Genomic DNA, 15,533 nt, shown 5'->3' with positions numbered 1-15,533 from the left:
AATCGATCCCACTACCCTGGGGCGATGTATCCAGCCTCAAAAGCAGGCGCCGCGTCTAGGGAATGTATCGCCTCGGCACGCTCAAATTGGGCTCGATTGCGGCAACGGGAGAGCAAGGCAGGGGCTGCGGCGTTAGCAATTTATAAACCATAATCATTAGAATTGTCGCTATCGCTGCGAAAACGTTCGTAAATTTGCCACGAACCTAGCAAGATTAAAGCCTCGTTAGGCGGGCGGGGATAAGGCGTATTGGCCCAGTATGGGGCAAGGTTCCTTAACCATAACGATCTTTGAGCGGCGTGGGACATATGAGATTGGGATACGGGGCGGCGTCTATCGCCACGACAGCGCGGTGGCTGGCGATATCGGCGATGTGTGCGACGGTTGCGGCGTGCGGCACGACACAGGCCGTGCCGAAGAAAAAGGCCCATGGCAAAGAGTATTTCTCCGAATCCGAATATGGCGTGAAGGCCAGCCCCCGCGTCGCCACCGGCAACAACATTCCCAAGGGCGGCGGCCGCTACATGGTCGGCAATCCTTATGTGGTGAAGGGCAAGTGGTATTATCCGAAGGAAGACTTCTCCTATAACAAGGTCGGTATCGCTTCCTGGTATGGTTCGGCCTTTCACGGACGCCTGACGGCGAACGGCGAAGTCTACGACCAGATGCATCTTTCCGCCGCGCATCCGACTTTCCCGCTGCCGAGCTATGCGCGCGTCACCAACGTCGAGAACGGCTCGTCGATCATCGTGCGCGTCAACGATCGCGGCCCCTATCATGAAGGCCGCATCATCGATCTTTCCAACAAGACCGCCGACATGCTGGATCTGCAGCACAGCGGCACCGGCAAGGTGCGCGTGCAATATGTCGGCCAGGCCCGCATGGACGGCCATGACATGCCCTATTTGATGGCTTCCTACGTGCCGAAGGGCAGCCGCATTCCCGGCGTCAATCCGGAAGGGCAGATCGCAAGCGGCGTCATGGTTGCCTCCAACAGCCGCAAGATTACCCGCGATCAGCTGCAGAGCGCGGAAGATTACGAGGCGCAGCCGGCCAGGGTGCCGGTGCCGATGTCGGCGACCTCCTATGCCGGCTCGACGCCGAGCGCACGCTACAATGCGGCGCCCGCGCTTGCCCCGGCCGCCCATGTCCTGGTGGCGCCGCCGGCTCCGTCCTCCAACGTCGCACCGGCCTTCGAACAGATGGTCGTGCTGCCTGAGATCGGTCCCATGCCCTATGAGCGGCCCTATGGCGGCTCGCAGCCTTCCCTCGCGCTCGGCTATCAGAACGAGGACGTGAAGACGGTGACGGTCGATCTCGCCTTCGACGCGGTGATGGTGCGCAATGACGGGCTGACGCAGGCCTCGATCCTGGCCTCGGCCAAGCGCCAGCAGGCAAAATCGGCGGCGCGCTGAGCAGGGCGATTGCATCGGATTTCGCCGCGCTTTAACCTTCTCAAAAATGCCGTTGACGGATGGGAATTGCGATGCTGAGGCCTGTGCTTCGCCTTCTGGAGCGGTTGCGCTTTTCACCGAAGCGCAGAACCGCTCCAAGCTTTTGTCTTGCTGCGATTACGGCGGCAAAACCGCGCCGCGCTTTCGCCGCCCTTGCTCTTGCATGCGTGATGCCGCTCGCCGCAAGCGCCCAGCCAACCGATGGGAGCGCTGCAGGTTTCGCCACCAAGGCGGCGCAGGCCTATATGATCGAGGCCTCCACCGGCACGGTGCTTCTCGCCAAGAACGAGGACCAGGGCTTTTCGCCGGCTTCGCTCGCCAAGCTGATGACGATGGATCTCGTCTTCGAGGCGGTGACCAAGGGCCAGATCACGCTCGATACCGAATATCCTGTTTCCGAATATGCCTGGCGCACCGGCGGCGCGCCGTCGCGGACGGCGACGATGTTTGCCGCCCTGAAATCGCGTGTGCGCGTCGAGGACCTGATCAAGGGAGTCGCCATCCAGGGCGCCAATGACAGCTGCATCATCCTCGCCGAGGGCATGGCCGGAAGCGAGCAGCAATTCGCCGAATCGATGACGCGCCGCGCCCGCGAAATCGGCATGGAGAAGGCGGTGTTCGGCAATTCCACAGGCCTTCCGGATGGCAAGAGCAAGGTGACGGCGCGGGAGATGGTGACGCTTGCCGCCGCCCTCCAGCAATCCTATCCCAATCTCTATCCCTATTTTGCCCAGCCCGATTTCGAGTGGAACAGGATCTTCCAGCGCAATCGCAACCCGCTGCTCGGGCTCGATCTCGGCGCTGACGGACTTGCGACGGGCTTCACCGAGGGTGAGGGGTATTCGATCGTCGCCTCGGTTCAGCGCGACGGTCGGCGGCTGTTTCTGGCGCTCGCCGGAATCGCCTCCGACAAAGAGCGGACGGAGGAGGCCAAGCGGGTGCTCGAATGGGGCCTGACGGCCTTCGAGAACCGGCAGATCTTCGCCGAGCATGAAGTGATCGGCGCAGCCAGCGTCTATGGCGGCACGGCGCGCACCGTCGATCTCATCGCCAAAGCGCCGGTCAGCGTCTATATTCCGGTCAGCAACCCCGACCGGCTGTCGGCGCGCATCGTCTATCACTGGCCGCTGACAGCGCCGGTGCAGCCGGATTATCAGGCCGGCACCCTCAGGATTTTCGCCGGCAGCCGGCTTCTCAGGGAAGTCCCGCTCTATACCGCGCAGGCGGTTGGCGAAGGCTCGCTCAGCAGCCGCGCGGTCGATGCCATGCTGGAACTCGGCGAATCGCTGTTTTTCTCCTGGCTCTGGGACAAGTCCGCGCCCGGCTGAAGCCGTTATCGCTCCGCGGCTGCGCTGTCGCACGCCAATGTTGAAGTCTTGAACGCCTGGCCTTCTGATACAATTTGCCGGGGAAGGTGAATAAGTCGCCGCGGCGAAAGGTTTTCCTTCCCGATGTCTTCGGATAGATAGAAGAGGCAGGGCGCGCGCGTGCGGCGCCCGGAATGCGGGAAGCTGTCATTGTCATCCGGTACGGGATTGTTCGTTACGTTTGAAGGCGGGGAAGGCGCGGGCAAATCCACGCAGATCCGCCGACTCGCCGAGACGCTGAAGAGCGAAGGTCACGAGGTGCTGGTGACGCGGGAACCGGGCGGGTCGCCCGGCGCCGAGGCCGTGCGCCACGTGCTCCTGTCCGGCGCCGCCGAGGCCTTCGGCACGCGGATGGAGGCGATCCTTTTTGCCGCTGCGCGCAATGACCATGTCGAAGAGGTGATCCGGCCAGCGCTTGCCGCCGGCAAGATCGTGCTCTGCGACCGGTTCATGGATTCCTCCCGCGTCTATCAAGGGATCACCGGCAACCTCGAATCCGATTTCATCGAGACGCTGCAGCGCATCGCCATCAACGGTGTCGTGCCGGATTGCACCTTGATCCTCGACATTCCCGCCAAGGTCGGCCTGGAGCGGGCGCAGAAGCGCAGCGCCGCCGAAGCGCCCGACCGCTTCGAGAAGGAACGGCTCGAAACCCACGAGAAGCGGCGCGAAGCCTTTCTCGATATCGCCGCGCGCGAGCCGGAGCGCTGCCACGTGGTCAACGCCATGCAGACGGAAGAGGCGATCGCGGCCGAGATCCTGGCGATCGTCAAGCAGCTGAAGTCGCCTACCGACCGCGCCCGGATGCCGGAAGCCGCCCATCATGAGTGAAGCCCATTATGAGTGAGGAGAGGCCGGGACTGCTCGACGGCGCCATCTGGCCCGCCGAGAACACGAGATTATTCGGCCACGAGGAGGCGGAGGCCTTCCTCGCGCAATCCTACCGATCCGGCAAAGGCCATCACGCCATCCTGATCGAAGGGCCGGAGGGCATCGGCAAGGCGACGCTCGCCTTCCGCTTCGCCAACCACGTGCTTTCGCATCCCGATCCTGAGACGGCGCCCGAGACGATCGGCGATCCGGATCCTGATTCCGCCGTCAGCCGGCAGATCATCTCCGGCGCCTCGCACAATCTCCTGCATCTTGCCCGGCCGGTGGACGAAAAGACCGGCAAGGTGAAGTCGGCGATAACGGTCGACGAGGTGCGCCGCGCCGGCAAGTTCTTCTCGCAGACGTCGGGCACCGGCAACTGGCGGATCGTCATCATCGATCCGGCCGATGACATGAACCGCAATGCGGCCAACGCCATTCTGAAGATCCTCGAGGAACCGCCGAAGCGGGCGCTGTTTCTGGTGCTGTCGCATGCGCCGGGTCGGCTGCTGCCGACGATCCGCTCGCGCTGCCTGCCGCTGAAACTGTCGCCGCTTTCGGACGAGGCGCTGGCGGCAGCCCTTGATCATCTCGGCATAACGGGTGAGGGCGGGGCGGCGCTTGCGGCGGCCAAGGGCAGTGTCGGCGAAGCCCTGAAACTCCTGAACTATGGCGGCGGAGAGATCATCGCGGCCTATGACGAGGTGCTTTCCGCCCAAGGGCCGGCGGCCCGCAAGGCGATGCACCGGCTGGCCGATGCGCTGTCGGGCAAGGAAAGCGACACGATCTTCGATTTCTTCGTCAGCCATGTCGGCGACGACATCATGAACCGTGCGCGTATGGCAGCGGGCGAGGGGAAAATCGCCACCGCCGAGCGGCTGGCGCGGCTCTATTCCGAAATTACCGAGCGGCTTGCCATTTCCAGCGCCTATAATCTCGATCGCAAACAGACGGTCATCAGCATTCTCGCCGACATCAAGCAGCCTGGCCTTTAGACCAGATTTTTAGGCCGTGTCAGCCAAGAGCGCCTCGCGCAGGCGCTTGCCGCAAAACCGCTGCACATGCTTCACGCCAGCAGCTTCCATGCGACGACCGCAAGGGTCATAGCCAGGACGATGCGGATCGTGCGTTCGTGCAGCTTCGGCGCCAGAAGGCTTCCGATGACGATGCCGGGAATCGAGCCGACAAGCAGGGCAAACAGCATCGCCCAGTCGATCTCGCCGATCAGCCAGTAGCCGGTGCCGCCGATCAGGGTCAGCGGTACCGCGTGGACGATATCGGAACCGACGATCTCGCGCACATTCAGCTTGGGATAGAGCACCAGCAGGATCGTCACACCGAGCGCTCCGGCGCCGACCGAGGTCAGCGTGACGAGGACGCCGAGGCAGAAGCCGAGAATGACGGTGAGGATCAGAATGGTTATCGGTCGCGGCGGTGTGCGCTCGCCAATGGCGCGGCGCGCCAATTCCAGTATGGATCCGCGGAAGACCAGCATGATTGCGGTCATGACAAGCAGCCAGCCGAGCGCGACCGTGATGGTGTTGGTCACACCGATGCTTTTGCGATCGACGCCGGCCAGCAGCCAGAGCATCAGCAAGGCGGCCGGCACGCTGCCGGCTGCGAGGCTGCCGACGATCTTCCAGTTGACCCGTCCATGCATGCCGTGCACGGCGGTGCCCGCAGTCTTGGTAATCGCCGCATAGAGGAGATCGGTGCCGACGGCCGTTGCGGGATGGACACCGAAGAGCAGAACCAGCAGGGGCGTCATCAGCGAACCGCCACCAACGCCGGTGATGCCGACAAGCGCGCCGACGAACAGGCCGGAAAGCGAATAGAGCGGCTCGAATGTCAAGCAAGCGCCTCCGACGGCGCGCGGCCACGACTATCCCGGTAGATGAAAACTGGCACTTCGTTCTGTCCCGCCCTCTTTCTGACGACCGGTAAATTGCGTGCGAAGCGGAGTCAAGTTCACGACCCCGTGTCCCGGAAATCATCGACGGCGCCAAAACTTGATGTTTCGCTTGACGGTGACATGCGCTAAGAGCGGCTGACCATTTTTATAGAGTAAGCCGGACATTGGCCGCCATGACAGACAAGACACCCTTCTACATCACCACCGCGATTTCCTATCCGAACGGCAAGCCGCATATCGGCCATGCCTATGAGCTGATCGCGACGGATGCGATGGCGCGCTACCAGCGCCTGGATGGCAAGGATGTTTTCTTCCTGACGGGCACCGACGAACACGGCCAGAAGATGCAGCAGACAGCGCGCGCCGAGGGGATTACCGCGCAGGCGCTCGCCGACCGCAACTCCGGCGAATTCCAGGCGATGGCGAAGCTGCTCAACGCTTCGAACGATGATTTCATCCGCACCACGCAGGAGCGTCATCACGAGACCTCGCGCAATATCTGGAACCTGATGGCCGAGAATGGCGACATCTACAAGGATAGCTATGCCGGCTGGTATTCGGTGCGTGACGAGGCTTATTACCAGGAAAACGAGACGGAGCTGCGCGCCGACGGCGTGCGCTACGGCCCGCAGGGCACGCCCGTCGAGTGGGTGGAAGAGGCAAGCTATTTCTTCAAGCTCTCCGAATATCAGGACAAGCTGCTGGCGCATTACGAGGCCAATCCCGATTTCATCGGTCCGGCCGAGCGCCGCAACGAGGTGATCTCCTTCGTCAAATCAGGCCTCAAGGATCTCTCGGTCTCCCGCACGACCTTCGACTGGGGAATCAAGGTGCCGAACGATCCCTCCCACGTCATGTACGTCTGGGTCGATGCGCTGACCAACTATATCACCGCGACAGGCTACATCGAGGACAGGAACAGCCCGAGGGCGAAATACTGGCCGGCGGATGTGCACATTATCGGCAAGGACATCATCCGTTTCCATGCGGTTTACTGGCCGGCCTTCCTGATGTCGGCGAAGCTGCCGCTGCCGAAGCGGGTCTTTGCCCACGGCTTCCTGCTCAACAAGGGCGAGAAGATGTCGAAGTCGCTCGGCAATGTCGTCGATCCCGTCAACCTAGTGAACCATTTCGGTCTCGATCAGGTGCGCTACTTTTTCCTGCGCGAAGTGTCCTTCGGCCAGGACGGCAGCTACAGCGAAGAGGCGATCGGCACGCGCATCAATTCCGATCTCGCCAACGGCATCGGCAATCTCGCCAGCCGCTCACTGTCGATGATCGTCAAGAACTGTGACGGCAAAATCCCGGAATGCGGGCCGCTCAGCAACGAGGACAAGGCGATGCTGGCCCAGGCCGACGCGCTGCACGCGTCGACGCGCGAGGACATGGGCAAGCAGCAGATCCACCGGGCGCTTGCCTCGATCATCGCTGTCGTTTCCGAAACCGACCGCTATTTCGCCGGCCAGGCACCGTGGGCGCTGAAGAAGACCGATCCGGCGCGCATGGGCACGGTGCTTTACGTCACCGCCGAAGTCGTGCGCCAGATCGCCATTCTGCTGCAACCCTTCATGCCTGATTCATCGGGCAAACTGCTCGATCTCGTGGCGGCGCCTGCCGACAAACGCGATTTTGCCGCCCTCGGCGAGGGCGGCCGCCTTGTTGCCGGAACGCCGCTCGAGGCACCGACGCCGGTCTTCCCGCGTTACGTGGCTCCGGAGGCTTGAGGCCGTGCTGATCGATACCCATTGCCATCTCGATTTCGCCGACTTCGAGGCGGAGCGCGACGAGATCGTCATGCGCGCCCATCAGGCCGGCGTCAAACAGATGGTGACGATCTCGACGCGCGTGCGCAAGCTCGACGGGCTGCTCGCCATTACCGAAAAATATCCTTCGGTATTCTGCTCCGTCGGCACGCATCCCAACAATGCCGGCGACGAGCTGGATATCCAGACGGAAGACCTCGTGCGCCTGGCGAATGCCCATCAAAAGGTGGTGGCGATCGGCGAGGCGGGGCTCGACTATTTCTACGACACGCAAAGGCCCGAAGACCAGCAGACCGGCTTTCGCCGGCATATTGCCGCCGCCCGAGAAACGCAGCTTCCGCTCGTCATCCACAGCCGCAGCGCCGACGAAGACATGGCTTCCATCCTGACCGAGGAAACGGGGAAAGGGGCCTTTCCCTTCATCCTGCACTGTTTCTCTGCGGGTCCGGAACTGGCAAGGACCGGCGTCGAACTCGGCGGCTATATTTCCTTCTCGGGCATCCTGACCTTCCCCAAATCGGAAGAGCTGCGCGAGATTGCCAAGACGGTCCCGCATGAGCGGTTGCTGGTGGAAACGGACGCGCCCTATCTGGCGCCGAAGCGCTGGCGCGGCAAGCGCAACGAGCCGTCCTATGTCGTCAACACGGCTGAAGTGCTCGCAGAGACGATCGGCACTTCTTACGCGGAGATCGCCCGGATCACGACGGAGAACGCTTTCCGCCTGTTCTCGAAAATGCCAAGGATCTAGCGGCGTGCTCTACCGGCGGCGTTTCACCATTCTCGGCTGTTCGTCGTCACCGGGCGTGCCGCGCATTACCGGCGACTGGGGCGCCTGCAACCCTGATAATCCGAAGAACCGGCGCACGCGCGCCTCCTTCATGGTGCAGCAATTCGGCCCTGACGGCGTCACGACTGTCGTCGTCGATACCGGGCCTGATTTTCGTGAGCAGATGATCAGGGCAGGGGCCGACCATGTCGATGCCGTACTCTACAGCCATCCGCATGCCGATCATATTCACGGCATCGACGACCTGCGCGGCTATTTCCACAATACACGCCGCCGGGTGCCGATCTTTGCCGATCAATATACGATGGACAGGCTGCGGGAAGCCTTCCGCTATTGCCTGGAAACGCCGCCCGGCAGCAACTACCCGCCGATCGTGCTGCCTGTCGTCATCGAAAATGTCGATGAACCCGTCGAAATTCGCGGCCCCGGCGGCAAGATCGACTTTTACCCGCATATCCAGCAGCATGGCGATATCCAATCGCTCGGCTTCCGCATCGGTGACGTGGCTTATTGCAGCGATATCAGCGATTTCCCGCCGCAGACCGTCGAGAAGCTGCAGAATCTCGACGTTCTCATCATCGACGCCCTGCAATATACCTATCATCCGAGCCATCTGTCGCTGGAACAGTCGCTCGACTGGATCGGCCGGCTCAAGCCGAAACGGGCGATTCTCACCCATATGCATACGCCGCTCGATTACGATGCGGTGATGGGCGAGACGCCCGAGCATGTGGTGCCGGCGTATGATCAGATGAGCTTCGAGATTGAGGTCAGCGCATAATTCTAAAGCGCGTCGCGAATTTTTCGAATTCACTCCGTGCGCTTTGGGTCTTTGTTTTCGCATGTCGTTGCCGCAAAACCGCTGCACACTTTTGCGCGACATGCTGAACGGACGCAGCCGGTCGGGGCGCGAACCCCGACCGGATACAGGCTCACTGCATATAGGGCAGGACCTCGACGGCGCCGCGATAGATCATATCGAGCGAGACGTAGAGGATGATCAGCAGACCGATATAGGCGATCCAGCGATGGCGGCCGAGCAGCCGGGCGATCAGGTTGGCAGCGATCCCCATTAGTGCGATCGACAGACCGAGGCCGATCACCAGCACGCTCGGATGTTCGCGCGCAGCACCCGCAACGGCGAGAACGTTGTCGAGCGACATCGAGACGTCGGCGATCACGATCTGGGTCGCCGCCTGGAGGAAGGTCTTTTTCGGCGCGCCTTCGCCGCTTTCCGCCAGATGTTCCTCGCTTTGGCCATTGCGAAGCTCGCGCCACATCTTCCAGCAGACCCAGAGCAGCAGCAGGCCGCCGGCCAGGAGCAGGCCGACGATCGCCAGCAGATAGACTGCGACGCTGGCGAAGAGAATACGCAGAACGGTTGCGGCCAGAATGCCGACGATGATCGCCTTGCGCCGTTGCGTGGCCTCGAGGCCGGCAGCGGCAAGACCGATAACCACGGCGTTGTCGCCGGCGAGAACAAGGTCGATAGCGATGACCTGCAGCAAAGCCGTCAGACTGGCTGCCGTGAAGATGTCCATGTGAATGTCCCCAATGCGTCAAGCGCCGTGCTAGCGTCTCGATGATTTGACGTCAACCGCCGACGGGTGCTGCAGGTTGCGCAATTCGGTTTGTGTGCTTTTGAGAAGACAGACGGTAACGTTATGGAACCGCCGTTGTTCCTCCGACCGGTCACCCTTGCCGTGGAACATTCATCTCGGCTGCCGGTTCTCCGAGTCAGGAAACCAATCGTCGGGTCGGCGGCTGGAACGCGACATCGAGAGGAGAGTTCCGTGAGCAACATTCACAACGATACCAACCGGGGTTTTTCAGGTCCCGTGGGCGGCGGCAGCCTTACCGCATTTTTCGACAGTCGGTCGGAAGCCGAATCCGCCGTCTCCCGTCTCGAGGATGCCGGCGTCCCCGTTGCGAGAATAAGATTGATGCCGGGATATGAGGCGGATGCAAAAAATGCCGGTGTCATGAGCGACGACCGCAGCGGCTTCTTCGATGCACTGGCCGACTTCTTCTTCCCGGATGAGGATCGCGCGATGTACGCAGAAGGTCTGCGGCGAGGTGGCTTCCTCGTTCAGGTCAACGATATCGATGATGCACTCTACGAAACCGTTCATGACATCCTGGACGACGAGGGCAGCATTGACATCGACGAGCGGGCGGATCTCTGGCTATCGGAAAGCGGACGCCAAGGCGGGTCGAATACCGGCTTTGCCGGCTCGGCCCATGGCGGCAAGGCTGCGGACGACCTGGCCGTATCCGAAAGTGCGTTCGAGGGGCCGGCTTCCGACGAGGCGCCTGTCGTAACGCGCGACACGGCGCATGGAAGCGCCAAGGTTCGTGCTTACAGATTCGCCAATGCTTCCGCATCATCGAGCGAATCGGATCGGCAGTCGCAGACGCAAGGCGGATCGCAGCAGAGCCAGAGCTTCCGGCGCGATCATTGATGTACAGCGAGGCCGGCGGCAATGCCGGGCTTGCTGCGCTCACTCATTCGAGGATATGTCGATGCAATCATCCATCAACCGCGACGGCTTTCTCCCCCCCGACCCCGAGGAACTGGTCGCGGAAGGCGAACCGCCTTTTGCCGACGCGGCCGCCGAGTCCGCGCGCGACAAGGCCGACCAAAGTCTGCACCACCTGCAGCGGGAATTGAGGCTACTTCAGGCCCGCGTCGGCCTGCTGCGTGACGATGCGGAAGCAGCGCTGAAAGCCAAGGCTACATCCGTCGACGCGAATGCTCATGTCCAACTGGGCGACTATCCATGGCTAAAGCTCGCCATCGCCACGGGCGCAGCCTTCGTCGCCGCGAGGGCGATCAGAAGCTTGCCGTTCGGGGTACTGTTAGGCGGATTTGCCGATCATGTTTCGCAGTCCAGACGGTGGTGAAGGATCCAGCGTGCCCCGAGCGCAAGACGAGGTGCGTGCGTCTGCAGGCCTGGCGGTTCTCAACGGCTGTGTGATCGCAGCCAACCTGTGAAATCAGGGCAGGGGAAGCCGGCGGCGGACGATAGCAGTGTGGAAGTTGGTCCCGTGGATCAGGCTGTCGTCGCAGAAGTCATAGCGAGGATTGTGCAGCGGTGGCGAGTCACCGTTGCCGAGGAACACGAACACGCCGGGCGCATGCTCCAGAAAGTGTGCGAAGTCCTCGCTTCCCGTCATCGGCTCCCGTGCCATGCGAACATTTTCCGCGGGGAGAATGCTGTGAGCAGCGGCGAAGGTCTCCTCGACCAGATCGGGATCGTTGAGCAGCGGAACGAATTCCCTGGTGTAGGTCACCTCGGCCGAGACATTATAGGCAAGAGCGGTTCCCTCAGCGATGATGCGCATCTGCTTTTCGATTTCGGCGCTGACCTCCGAACGGAAGCTTCGCGCATCGCCGCGAATCCTCGCCTCTCCCGGCAGCGCGTTTCGAGTTCCGTCGGTGATGAGTTCGGTAACCGAAACCACCGAGGTGTCCGTCGGACTGAGGCGCCGTGAGACGATCGTCTGCAGGTTGGTCACAAGGGCGCAGGCGGCGACAAGAACCTCGTTGCCCCAATGGGGGCGCGCAGCATGGCCGCCGACGCCGTGCAGCACGATCTCGAAATTGTCTTCGGCTGACATGATCGCGCCCGGCCGGGTTTCGAATGTGCCGACGGGGAGGCCGGGCATGTTGTGAATGCCGTAGATCTCCTCGAACGGATAGCGCTCCATCAATCCGTCTGCGAGCATGGCAAGCGCGCCGCGTCCCCATTCCTCCGCCGGCTGAAAAATGAAACGGACGGTTCCGTCAAAACCACCTTCCTCGGCGAGCAGTTTGGCGGCTCCGAGAAGCATGGTGGTGTGCCCGTCGTGGCCGCAGGCGTGCATGACGCCCGGGTTCGACGATTTGTAGGAAAGATTTCCCTGCTCGGGAATTCGAAGCGCGTCCATGTCGGCGCGCAGCGCGATCGAGCGGTTGCCGGATCCGCGCTTGAGCGTGCCGACGACACCGGTTCCTCCAACACCCTCCGCTACGTTATCGAGGCCGAACTCGCGCAGCTTGGCCGCGACGAAGGCTGAGGTTCGCTTCTCCTCGAATCCAAACTCGGGCTGGGCATGCAGGTCGCGCCGCCACGCCGTCATATCGTTCTTCAGGGCATCGATATCGATCGCCATTTCAAATTCCTCCGCCCGCAATCTGCTTTGCAACGTCGAGAAGCATGTTCGCTCCTGCGACCAGATCCTCGTCCGGGGTCTTTTCCTTTGGATTATGGCTGATGCCGCCAAGGCTCGGCACGAAGATCATCGCCGCGGGAGCGATCCGCGTGATCATTTGCGCATCATGGCCCGCACCAGAGGTCATGCGGCGGACCGTGTGTCCGCGCCTGGCAGCGGCTTTCGCGATCAGGTCGACGATCCTGCCATCGAACCACACCGGCTGAAAGCGGGCGAGACGCTCGACCTCGAAGGACACGCCTTCCTCCTTCGCCAGCTGCGCAAGGTAGGCCTCGAGAGCGGCCTCCTCTTGCCTCAGCCGTTCCTCGTCCGGATCGCGAAGGTCCACCGTGAAGGTCGCGCGGGAAGGGATGACGTTGATCGCGTTCGGCTCGAAGGTCATGCAGCCAACCGTTGCCACTGTCGGCGTGTTCGAGTTCCTTGCGCGTTCGCGCAGAAAGGTGATGACGAGCGCGGCGGCATGCCCGGCGTCGCGGCGCATCGAGATGGGTGTCGTTCCCGCATGATTGGCGTCGCCGCTGATGGTTACCCGCTGCCAGGAGATGCCCTGCAGGTTTTCCACGGCGCCGATCTGGATGCCTTCGCGCTCGAGAACCGGGCCCTGTTCGATATGCAGCTCGATATAGGCATGCGGCCGGATGAAGCCCGGCTGATGTTCTCCATCATAGCCGATGCGCCGCAGCTCCTCGCCAAGCTTCGTGCCGTCCGTTCCGACAGTTGCAAGAGCGGTGTCGACATCGAGGCCGCCCGCATAGACGAGCGATCCCATCATGTCGGGGGCGTAGCGCACACCTTCCTCGTTGGTGAAGGCGGCGACCACGATCGGACGCGACGGCTGGAAACCGGCTGCGACAAGCGTCTCGATGACCTCAAGACCAGACAGAACGCCATAACATCCGTCATAGATGCCCGCGTTGATGACGGTATCGATATGCGATCCGAGCATGAGCGGTGCCTCGTTGGAAACGGCTGCGGGCTTCCAGATGCCGAATATGTTGCCGATGCGGTCGACGGCAACTTCCAACCCGGCCCGCTCGATCCACGAGACGAATTTGTCACGTCCGAGCTTCTCCGTATCCGAAGCCGCGAGACGGATCAGCCGGCCGTCGTCCTCACGTCCGACGTCGCCGAGCTCAAGGATCCGGCCGAGCAGCCGTTCGGCGTTGATGGAAATCTCGCTCATCGCGCCACCTTTTGCTTGCGTCCGCTTTGGCCGACGTTCTTCGCCGCTATGACTGCCGGCGTTGCGCCGACAAATTTCTCGTAGAGGAGGGGGGCGGTCGCGCCCTCGGTGTTGATGAGGAAGATGCGGGACTGCGCATCAAGGCCGATCTTCGTCCGCAGTTCCGGGTCGGCGGCAACCTTCAGAAGCGCCGCGAGACCCACACCGCCACTTTCGCCAGCGACGACCGCCGGGTCGGACCCGCCAGGGCTCGCAAGCAGTTTCATCGCTTCGATCGCATCGGGATCGTCGACCGTCATGAATGCGTCCGCAGCATGGGACAGGATCCGCCACGCCACCAGCGATGGCTCATAGCACTCCAGCATCGCCATCACGGTAGCCTCTGCATGATCGACTTTCACCGGATGTCCGGCGCGCGCTGTCTCGACGATGCAGGCTGCACGGGAGGGATCGACGACCACGAAGAAGGGGCGCTTGTCGCCAAAGAGGACGGAGAAGTGGCCCGCGACGGTGGCGGCGATACCGCCGACGCCCGCCTGCACGAAAACATGGGTCGGCGGCTCCGGCATCTGGCGCAGCGCCTCGGTCAGCAATGCGGTGTAGCCTTGCATCACGAAGCCCGGGATGCGTTCGTAGCCCGGCCACGACGTGTCGGAGACCGTGATCCAGTTCTTCTCCTCGGCAACGCGCGCCGCTTCGTGAACGGAGTCATCATAATTTCCGTCGACGCGGATCATATCTGCGCCATAGCGGGCAATTGCATCGATGCGCTCCTTGCTGACGCCCGAATGAACGAAGATCGAGCATTTGGCGCCGACGAGCTGCGCGCCCATGGCGACCGAGCGCCCGTGGTTGCCGTCGGTTGCGCAGGCGACCGTCATCTTCGACGCGATGGCTCTCACATCCTCATCCTGCAATTCTGCCACGCCCACGTCGCGGCCGAGGCGCGTCGAAGCCTCCTCGAGAAGGAGCCGTATCACCGCATAGGAACCGCCGAGCGCCTTGAAACTGCCGAGGCCGAGGCGATGGCCCTCATCCTTTATCAGGATCGAACCGATTCCGATCTCCCGCGCGAGATTTGCGAGCGAGAGCAAAGGAGTCGGCTTGTGACCCTCGCGATGATGCAGGAAACGTTCGACAGTCTTGGCGGCTTCAACTCCCAAAACTTCGGCGTCGGCTGCATCGATCGGTTTGCGGTAGTCGGCGTGTTGGTTCAGGAGGAACATCAGGACTGCCTTTCGAAAATGCCTTTGCCGTGATAATTACTTCATCGAGGCCGAAAAAAGCGCTGTATTTTGATGCCCTTTATGAAACATTCGCTCATCTTATCGCCGAAATGGAGCGTTCTTCCTCGCTTCTGCGCCGGTGCTCCTCTTCGAAGGATCGATGTATGATCGACAAGGTTCCAGCAAAAATGGTGGAGCTGGACCGCTTTGACCTCGCCATTCTCGAGATTCTCCAGCGGGACAACAAGACACCGCAGCGCTCGATCGCAGACGTCATCGGCCTGTCGGCGCCGGCGGTGCAGCGCCGGATCAAGCGGATGGAAGAGACGGGTACGATCGCCGCCAACGTTGCGGTGATAGAACCTTCCCATGTGCGGCACGAGATCACGGTCTTTGTCGAAGTCGAAATGCACAGCGAGTTCGGCGCCACGCATGACGCGACGAAGAAAGCCTTCGCCGAGGCTCCTGAAGTCCAGCAGTGCTACTACGTGACGGGCGAAGTGGATTTCATTCTTCTCGTCGTCGTCCGAACCATGGGAGAGTATGAAGCCATGACCCGGCGTCTGTTTTTCGCCAACAAGAATGTTAAACGGTTCCGCAGTTTTGTAGCGATGGATAGAGTGAAGGTGGGCCTGAATGTCGCGCTGGATCCGAAACTGGATCGGAGCTGAGAGGGACTGAGGCAGCGCAGGCGGAGCGGCCCAAGCCTTTGGGCCGCAAAGTTGAAGTGTCCTGTTTCTGCGATGGGCGGAGGCG

15 protein-coding genes are annotated in these 15,533 nt (G+C 61.9%); 10 read left to right on the top strand and 5 right to left on the bottom strand.

The annotated features are described in order from the left end of the window. The first annotated feature begins 308 nt into the window (after window positions 1-308). The 4 genes from AMC88_RS11010 (at window position 309) to AMC88_RS10995 (ending at window position 4,686) form a co-directional block, all read left to right on the top strand. Window positions 309-1,415, top strand: a complete 1,107-nt coding sequence (locus AMC88_RS11010) for a septal ring lytic transglycosylase RlpA family protein (RefSeq protein ID WP_064822050.1) — start codon at window positions 309-311, stop codon at window positions 1,413-1,415. Between the two features lie 209 nt (window positions 1,416-1,624). After that, a complete protein-coding gene (locus tag AMC88_RS11005) occupies window positions 1,625-2,782 on the top strand; it encodes a D-alanyl-D-alanine carboxypeptidase family protein (protein WP_081277748.1) in 1,158 nt (385 codons plus the stop codon). 189 nt (window positions 2,783-2,971) lie between these two features. After that, entirely contained in the window at window positions 2,972-3,652 is a 681-nt protein-coding gene (gene tmk / locus AMC88_RS11000; protein WP_064822049.1) for a dTMP kinase, read from the top strand. An 8-nt stretch (window positions 3,653-3,660) separates the two neighbouring features. Then, the gene (locus AMC88_RS10995; RefSeq protein ID WP_064822048.1) at window positions 3,661-4,686 is read left to right on the top strand and encodes a DNA polymerase III subunit delta'; all 1,026 of its coding nucleotides are present in this window, start codon (window positions 3,661-3,663) and stop codon (window positions 4,684-4,686) included. A gap of 71 nt (window positions 4,687-4,757) precedes the next feature. Here the strand turns inward: AMC88_RS10995 and AMC88_RS10990 are convergent, their stop codons facing one another. Then, window positions 4,758-5,543, bottom strand: a complete 786-nt coding sequence (locus tag AMC88_RS10990) for a sulfite exporter TauE/SafE family protein (RefSeq protein WP_064822047.1) — start codon at window positions 5,541-5,543, stop codon at window positions 4,758-4,760. Between the two features lie 233 nt (window positions 5,544-5,776). Between AMC88_RS10990 and metG the strand changes: the two genes are divergently transcribed. The 3 genes from metG to AMC88_RS10975 are packed head-to-tail and all read left to right on the top strand — an operon-like array spanning window position 5,777 to window position 8,934. After that, entirely contained in the window at window positions 5,777-7,327 is a 1,551-nt protein-coding gene (gene metG, locus AMC88_RS10985) for a methionine--tRNA ligase (protein WP_064823125.1), read from the top strand. A 4-nt stretch (window positions 7,328-7,331) separates the two neighbouring features. Further along, window positions 7,332-8,114 carry a TatD family hydrolase gene (locus AMC88_RS10980; RefSeq protein ID WP_064822046.1) on the top strand — a complete coding sequence of 261 codons (783 nt, stop codon included), beginning with the start codon at window positions 7,332-7,334 and terminating at the stop codon, window positions 8,112-8,114. Window positions 8,115-8,118: 4 nt separating this feature from the next. Beyond that, window positions 8,119-8,934: an MBL fold metallo-hydrolase gene (locus AMC88_RS10975; RefSeq protein ID WP_064822045.1), complete on the top strand. Its 816-nt coding sequence runs from the start codon at window positions 8,119-8,121 to the stop codon at window positions 8,932-8,934. Between the two features lie 151 nt (window positions 8,935-9,085). Here the strand turns inward: AMC88_RS10975 and AMC88_RS10970 are convergent, their stop codons facing one another. Beyond that, the gene (locus AMC88_RS10970; RefSeq protein WP_004671683.1) at window positions 9,086-9,694 is read right to left on the bottom strand and encodes a TerC family protein; all 609 of its coding nucleotides are present in this window, start codon (window positions 9,692-9,694) and stop codon (window positions 9,086-9,088) included. A 252-nt stretch (window positions 9,695-9,946) separates the two neighbouring features. Between AMC88_RS10970 and AMC88_RS10965 the strand changes: the two genes are divergently transcribed. Next, entirely contained in the window at window positions 9,947-10,615 is a 669-nt protein-coding gene (locus tag AMC88_RS10965) for a hypothetical protein (RefSeq protein WP_064825282.1), read from the top strand. Window positions 10,616-10,676: 61 nt separating this feature from the next. After that, on the top strand, window positions 10,677-11,057 hold the full coding sequence (locus AMC88_RS10960; protein ID WP_010006852.1) for a hypothetical protein: 381 nt from the start codon (window positions 10,677-10,679) through the stop codon (window positions 11,055-11,057). Between the two features lie 93 nt (window positions 11,058-11,150). On the opposite strand, the gene AMC88_RS10955 is transcribed toward AMC88_RS10960, so the two are convergent. The 3 genes from AMC88_RS10955 to AMC88_RS10945 are packed head-to-tail and all read right to left on the bottom strand — an operon-like array spanning window position 11,151 to window position 14,777. Continuing rightward, window positions 11,151-12,308, bottom strand: a complete 1,158-nt coding sequence (locus AMC88_RS10955) for a M20 aminoacylase family protein (protein ID WP_012483859.1) — start codon at window positions 12,306-12,308, stop codon at window positions 11,151-11,153. Between the two features lies 1 nt (window position 12,309). Next, window positions 12,310-13,551, bottom strand: coding sequence for a Zn-dependent hydrolase (locus AMC88_RS10950; protein WP_064825281.1), 1,242 nt, complete (start codon window positions 13,549-13,551; stop codon window positions 12,310-12,312). Continuing rightward, a complete protein-coding gene (locus AMC88_RS10945) occupies window positions 13,548-14,777 on the bottom strand; it encodes a diaminopropionate ammonia-lyase (protein WP_064825280.1) in 1,230 nt (409 codons plus the stop codon). The genes AMC88_RS10950 and AMC88_RS10945 overlap by 4 nt, the downstream gene beginning before the upstream one ends. 164 nt (window positions 14,778-14,941) lie before the next feature. Between AMC88_RS10945 and AMC88_RS10940 the strand changes: the two genes are divergently transcribed. Further along, window positions 14,942-15,448: an Lrp/AsnC family transcriptional regulator gene (locus AMC88_RS10940; RefSeq protein WP_064825279.1), complete on the top strand. Its 507-nt coding sequence runs from the start codon at window positions 14,942-14,944 to the stop codon at window positions 15,446-15,448. Window positions 15,449-15,533: the final 85 nt, after the last annotated feature.

The organism is Rhizobium phaseoli, from assembly GCF_001664385.1.
Classification (GTDB): Bacteria; Pseudomonadota; Alphaproteobacteria; order Rhizobiales; family Rhizobiaceae; genus Rhizobium; species Rhizobium phaseoli.
Note: the sequence above shows the minus strand (reverse complement) of the source record. Positions and strands in the feature narration are given on the sequence as shown.

Excerpts from the sequence above, each read along its gene's own strand:
- AMC88_RS11010 (WP_064822050.1), top strand. The coding sequence starts at position 309 with ATGAGATTGGGATACGGGGCGGCGTCTATCGCCACGACAGCGCGGTGG.
- AMC88_RS11005 (WP_081277748.1), top strand. The coding sequence starts at position 1,625 with ATGCCGCTCGCCGCAAGCGCCCAGCCAACCGATGGGAGCGCTGCAGGT.
- AMC88_RS10995 (WP_064822048.1), top strand. The coding sequence starts at position 3,661 with ATGAGTGAGGAGAGGCCGGGACTGCTCGACGGCGCCATCTGGCCCGCC.
- metG (WP_064823125.1), top strand. The coding sequence starts at position 5,777 with ATGACAGACAAGACACCCTTCTACATCACCACCGCGATTTCCTATCCG.
- AMC88_RS10970 (WP_004671683.1), bottom strand. The coding sequence starts at position 9,694 with ATGGACATCTTCACGGCAGCCAGTCTGACGGCTTTGCTGCAGGTCATC.
- AMC88_RS10960 (WP_010006852.1), top strand. The coding sequence starts at position 10,677 with ATGCAATCATCCATCAACCGCGACGGCTTTCTCCCCCCCGACCCCGAG.
- AMC88_RS10955 (WP_012483859.1), bottom strand. The coding sequence starts at position 12,308 with ATGGCGATCGATATCGATGCCCTGAAGAACGATATGACGGCGTGGCGG.
- AMC88_RS10950 (WP_064825281.1), bottom strand. The coding sequence starts at position 13,551 with ATGAGCGAGATTTCCATCAACGCCGAACGGCTGCTCGGCCGGATCCTT.
- AMC88_RS10945 (WP_064825280.1), bottom strand. The coding sequence starts at position 14,777 with ATGTTCCTCCTGAACCAACACGCCGACTACCGCAAACCGATCGATGCA.
- AMC88_RS10940 (WP_064825279.1), top strand. The coding sequence starts at position 14,942 with ATGATCGACAAGGTTCCAGCAAAAATGGTGGAGCTGGACCGCTTTGAC.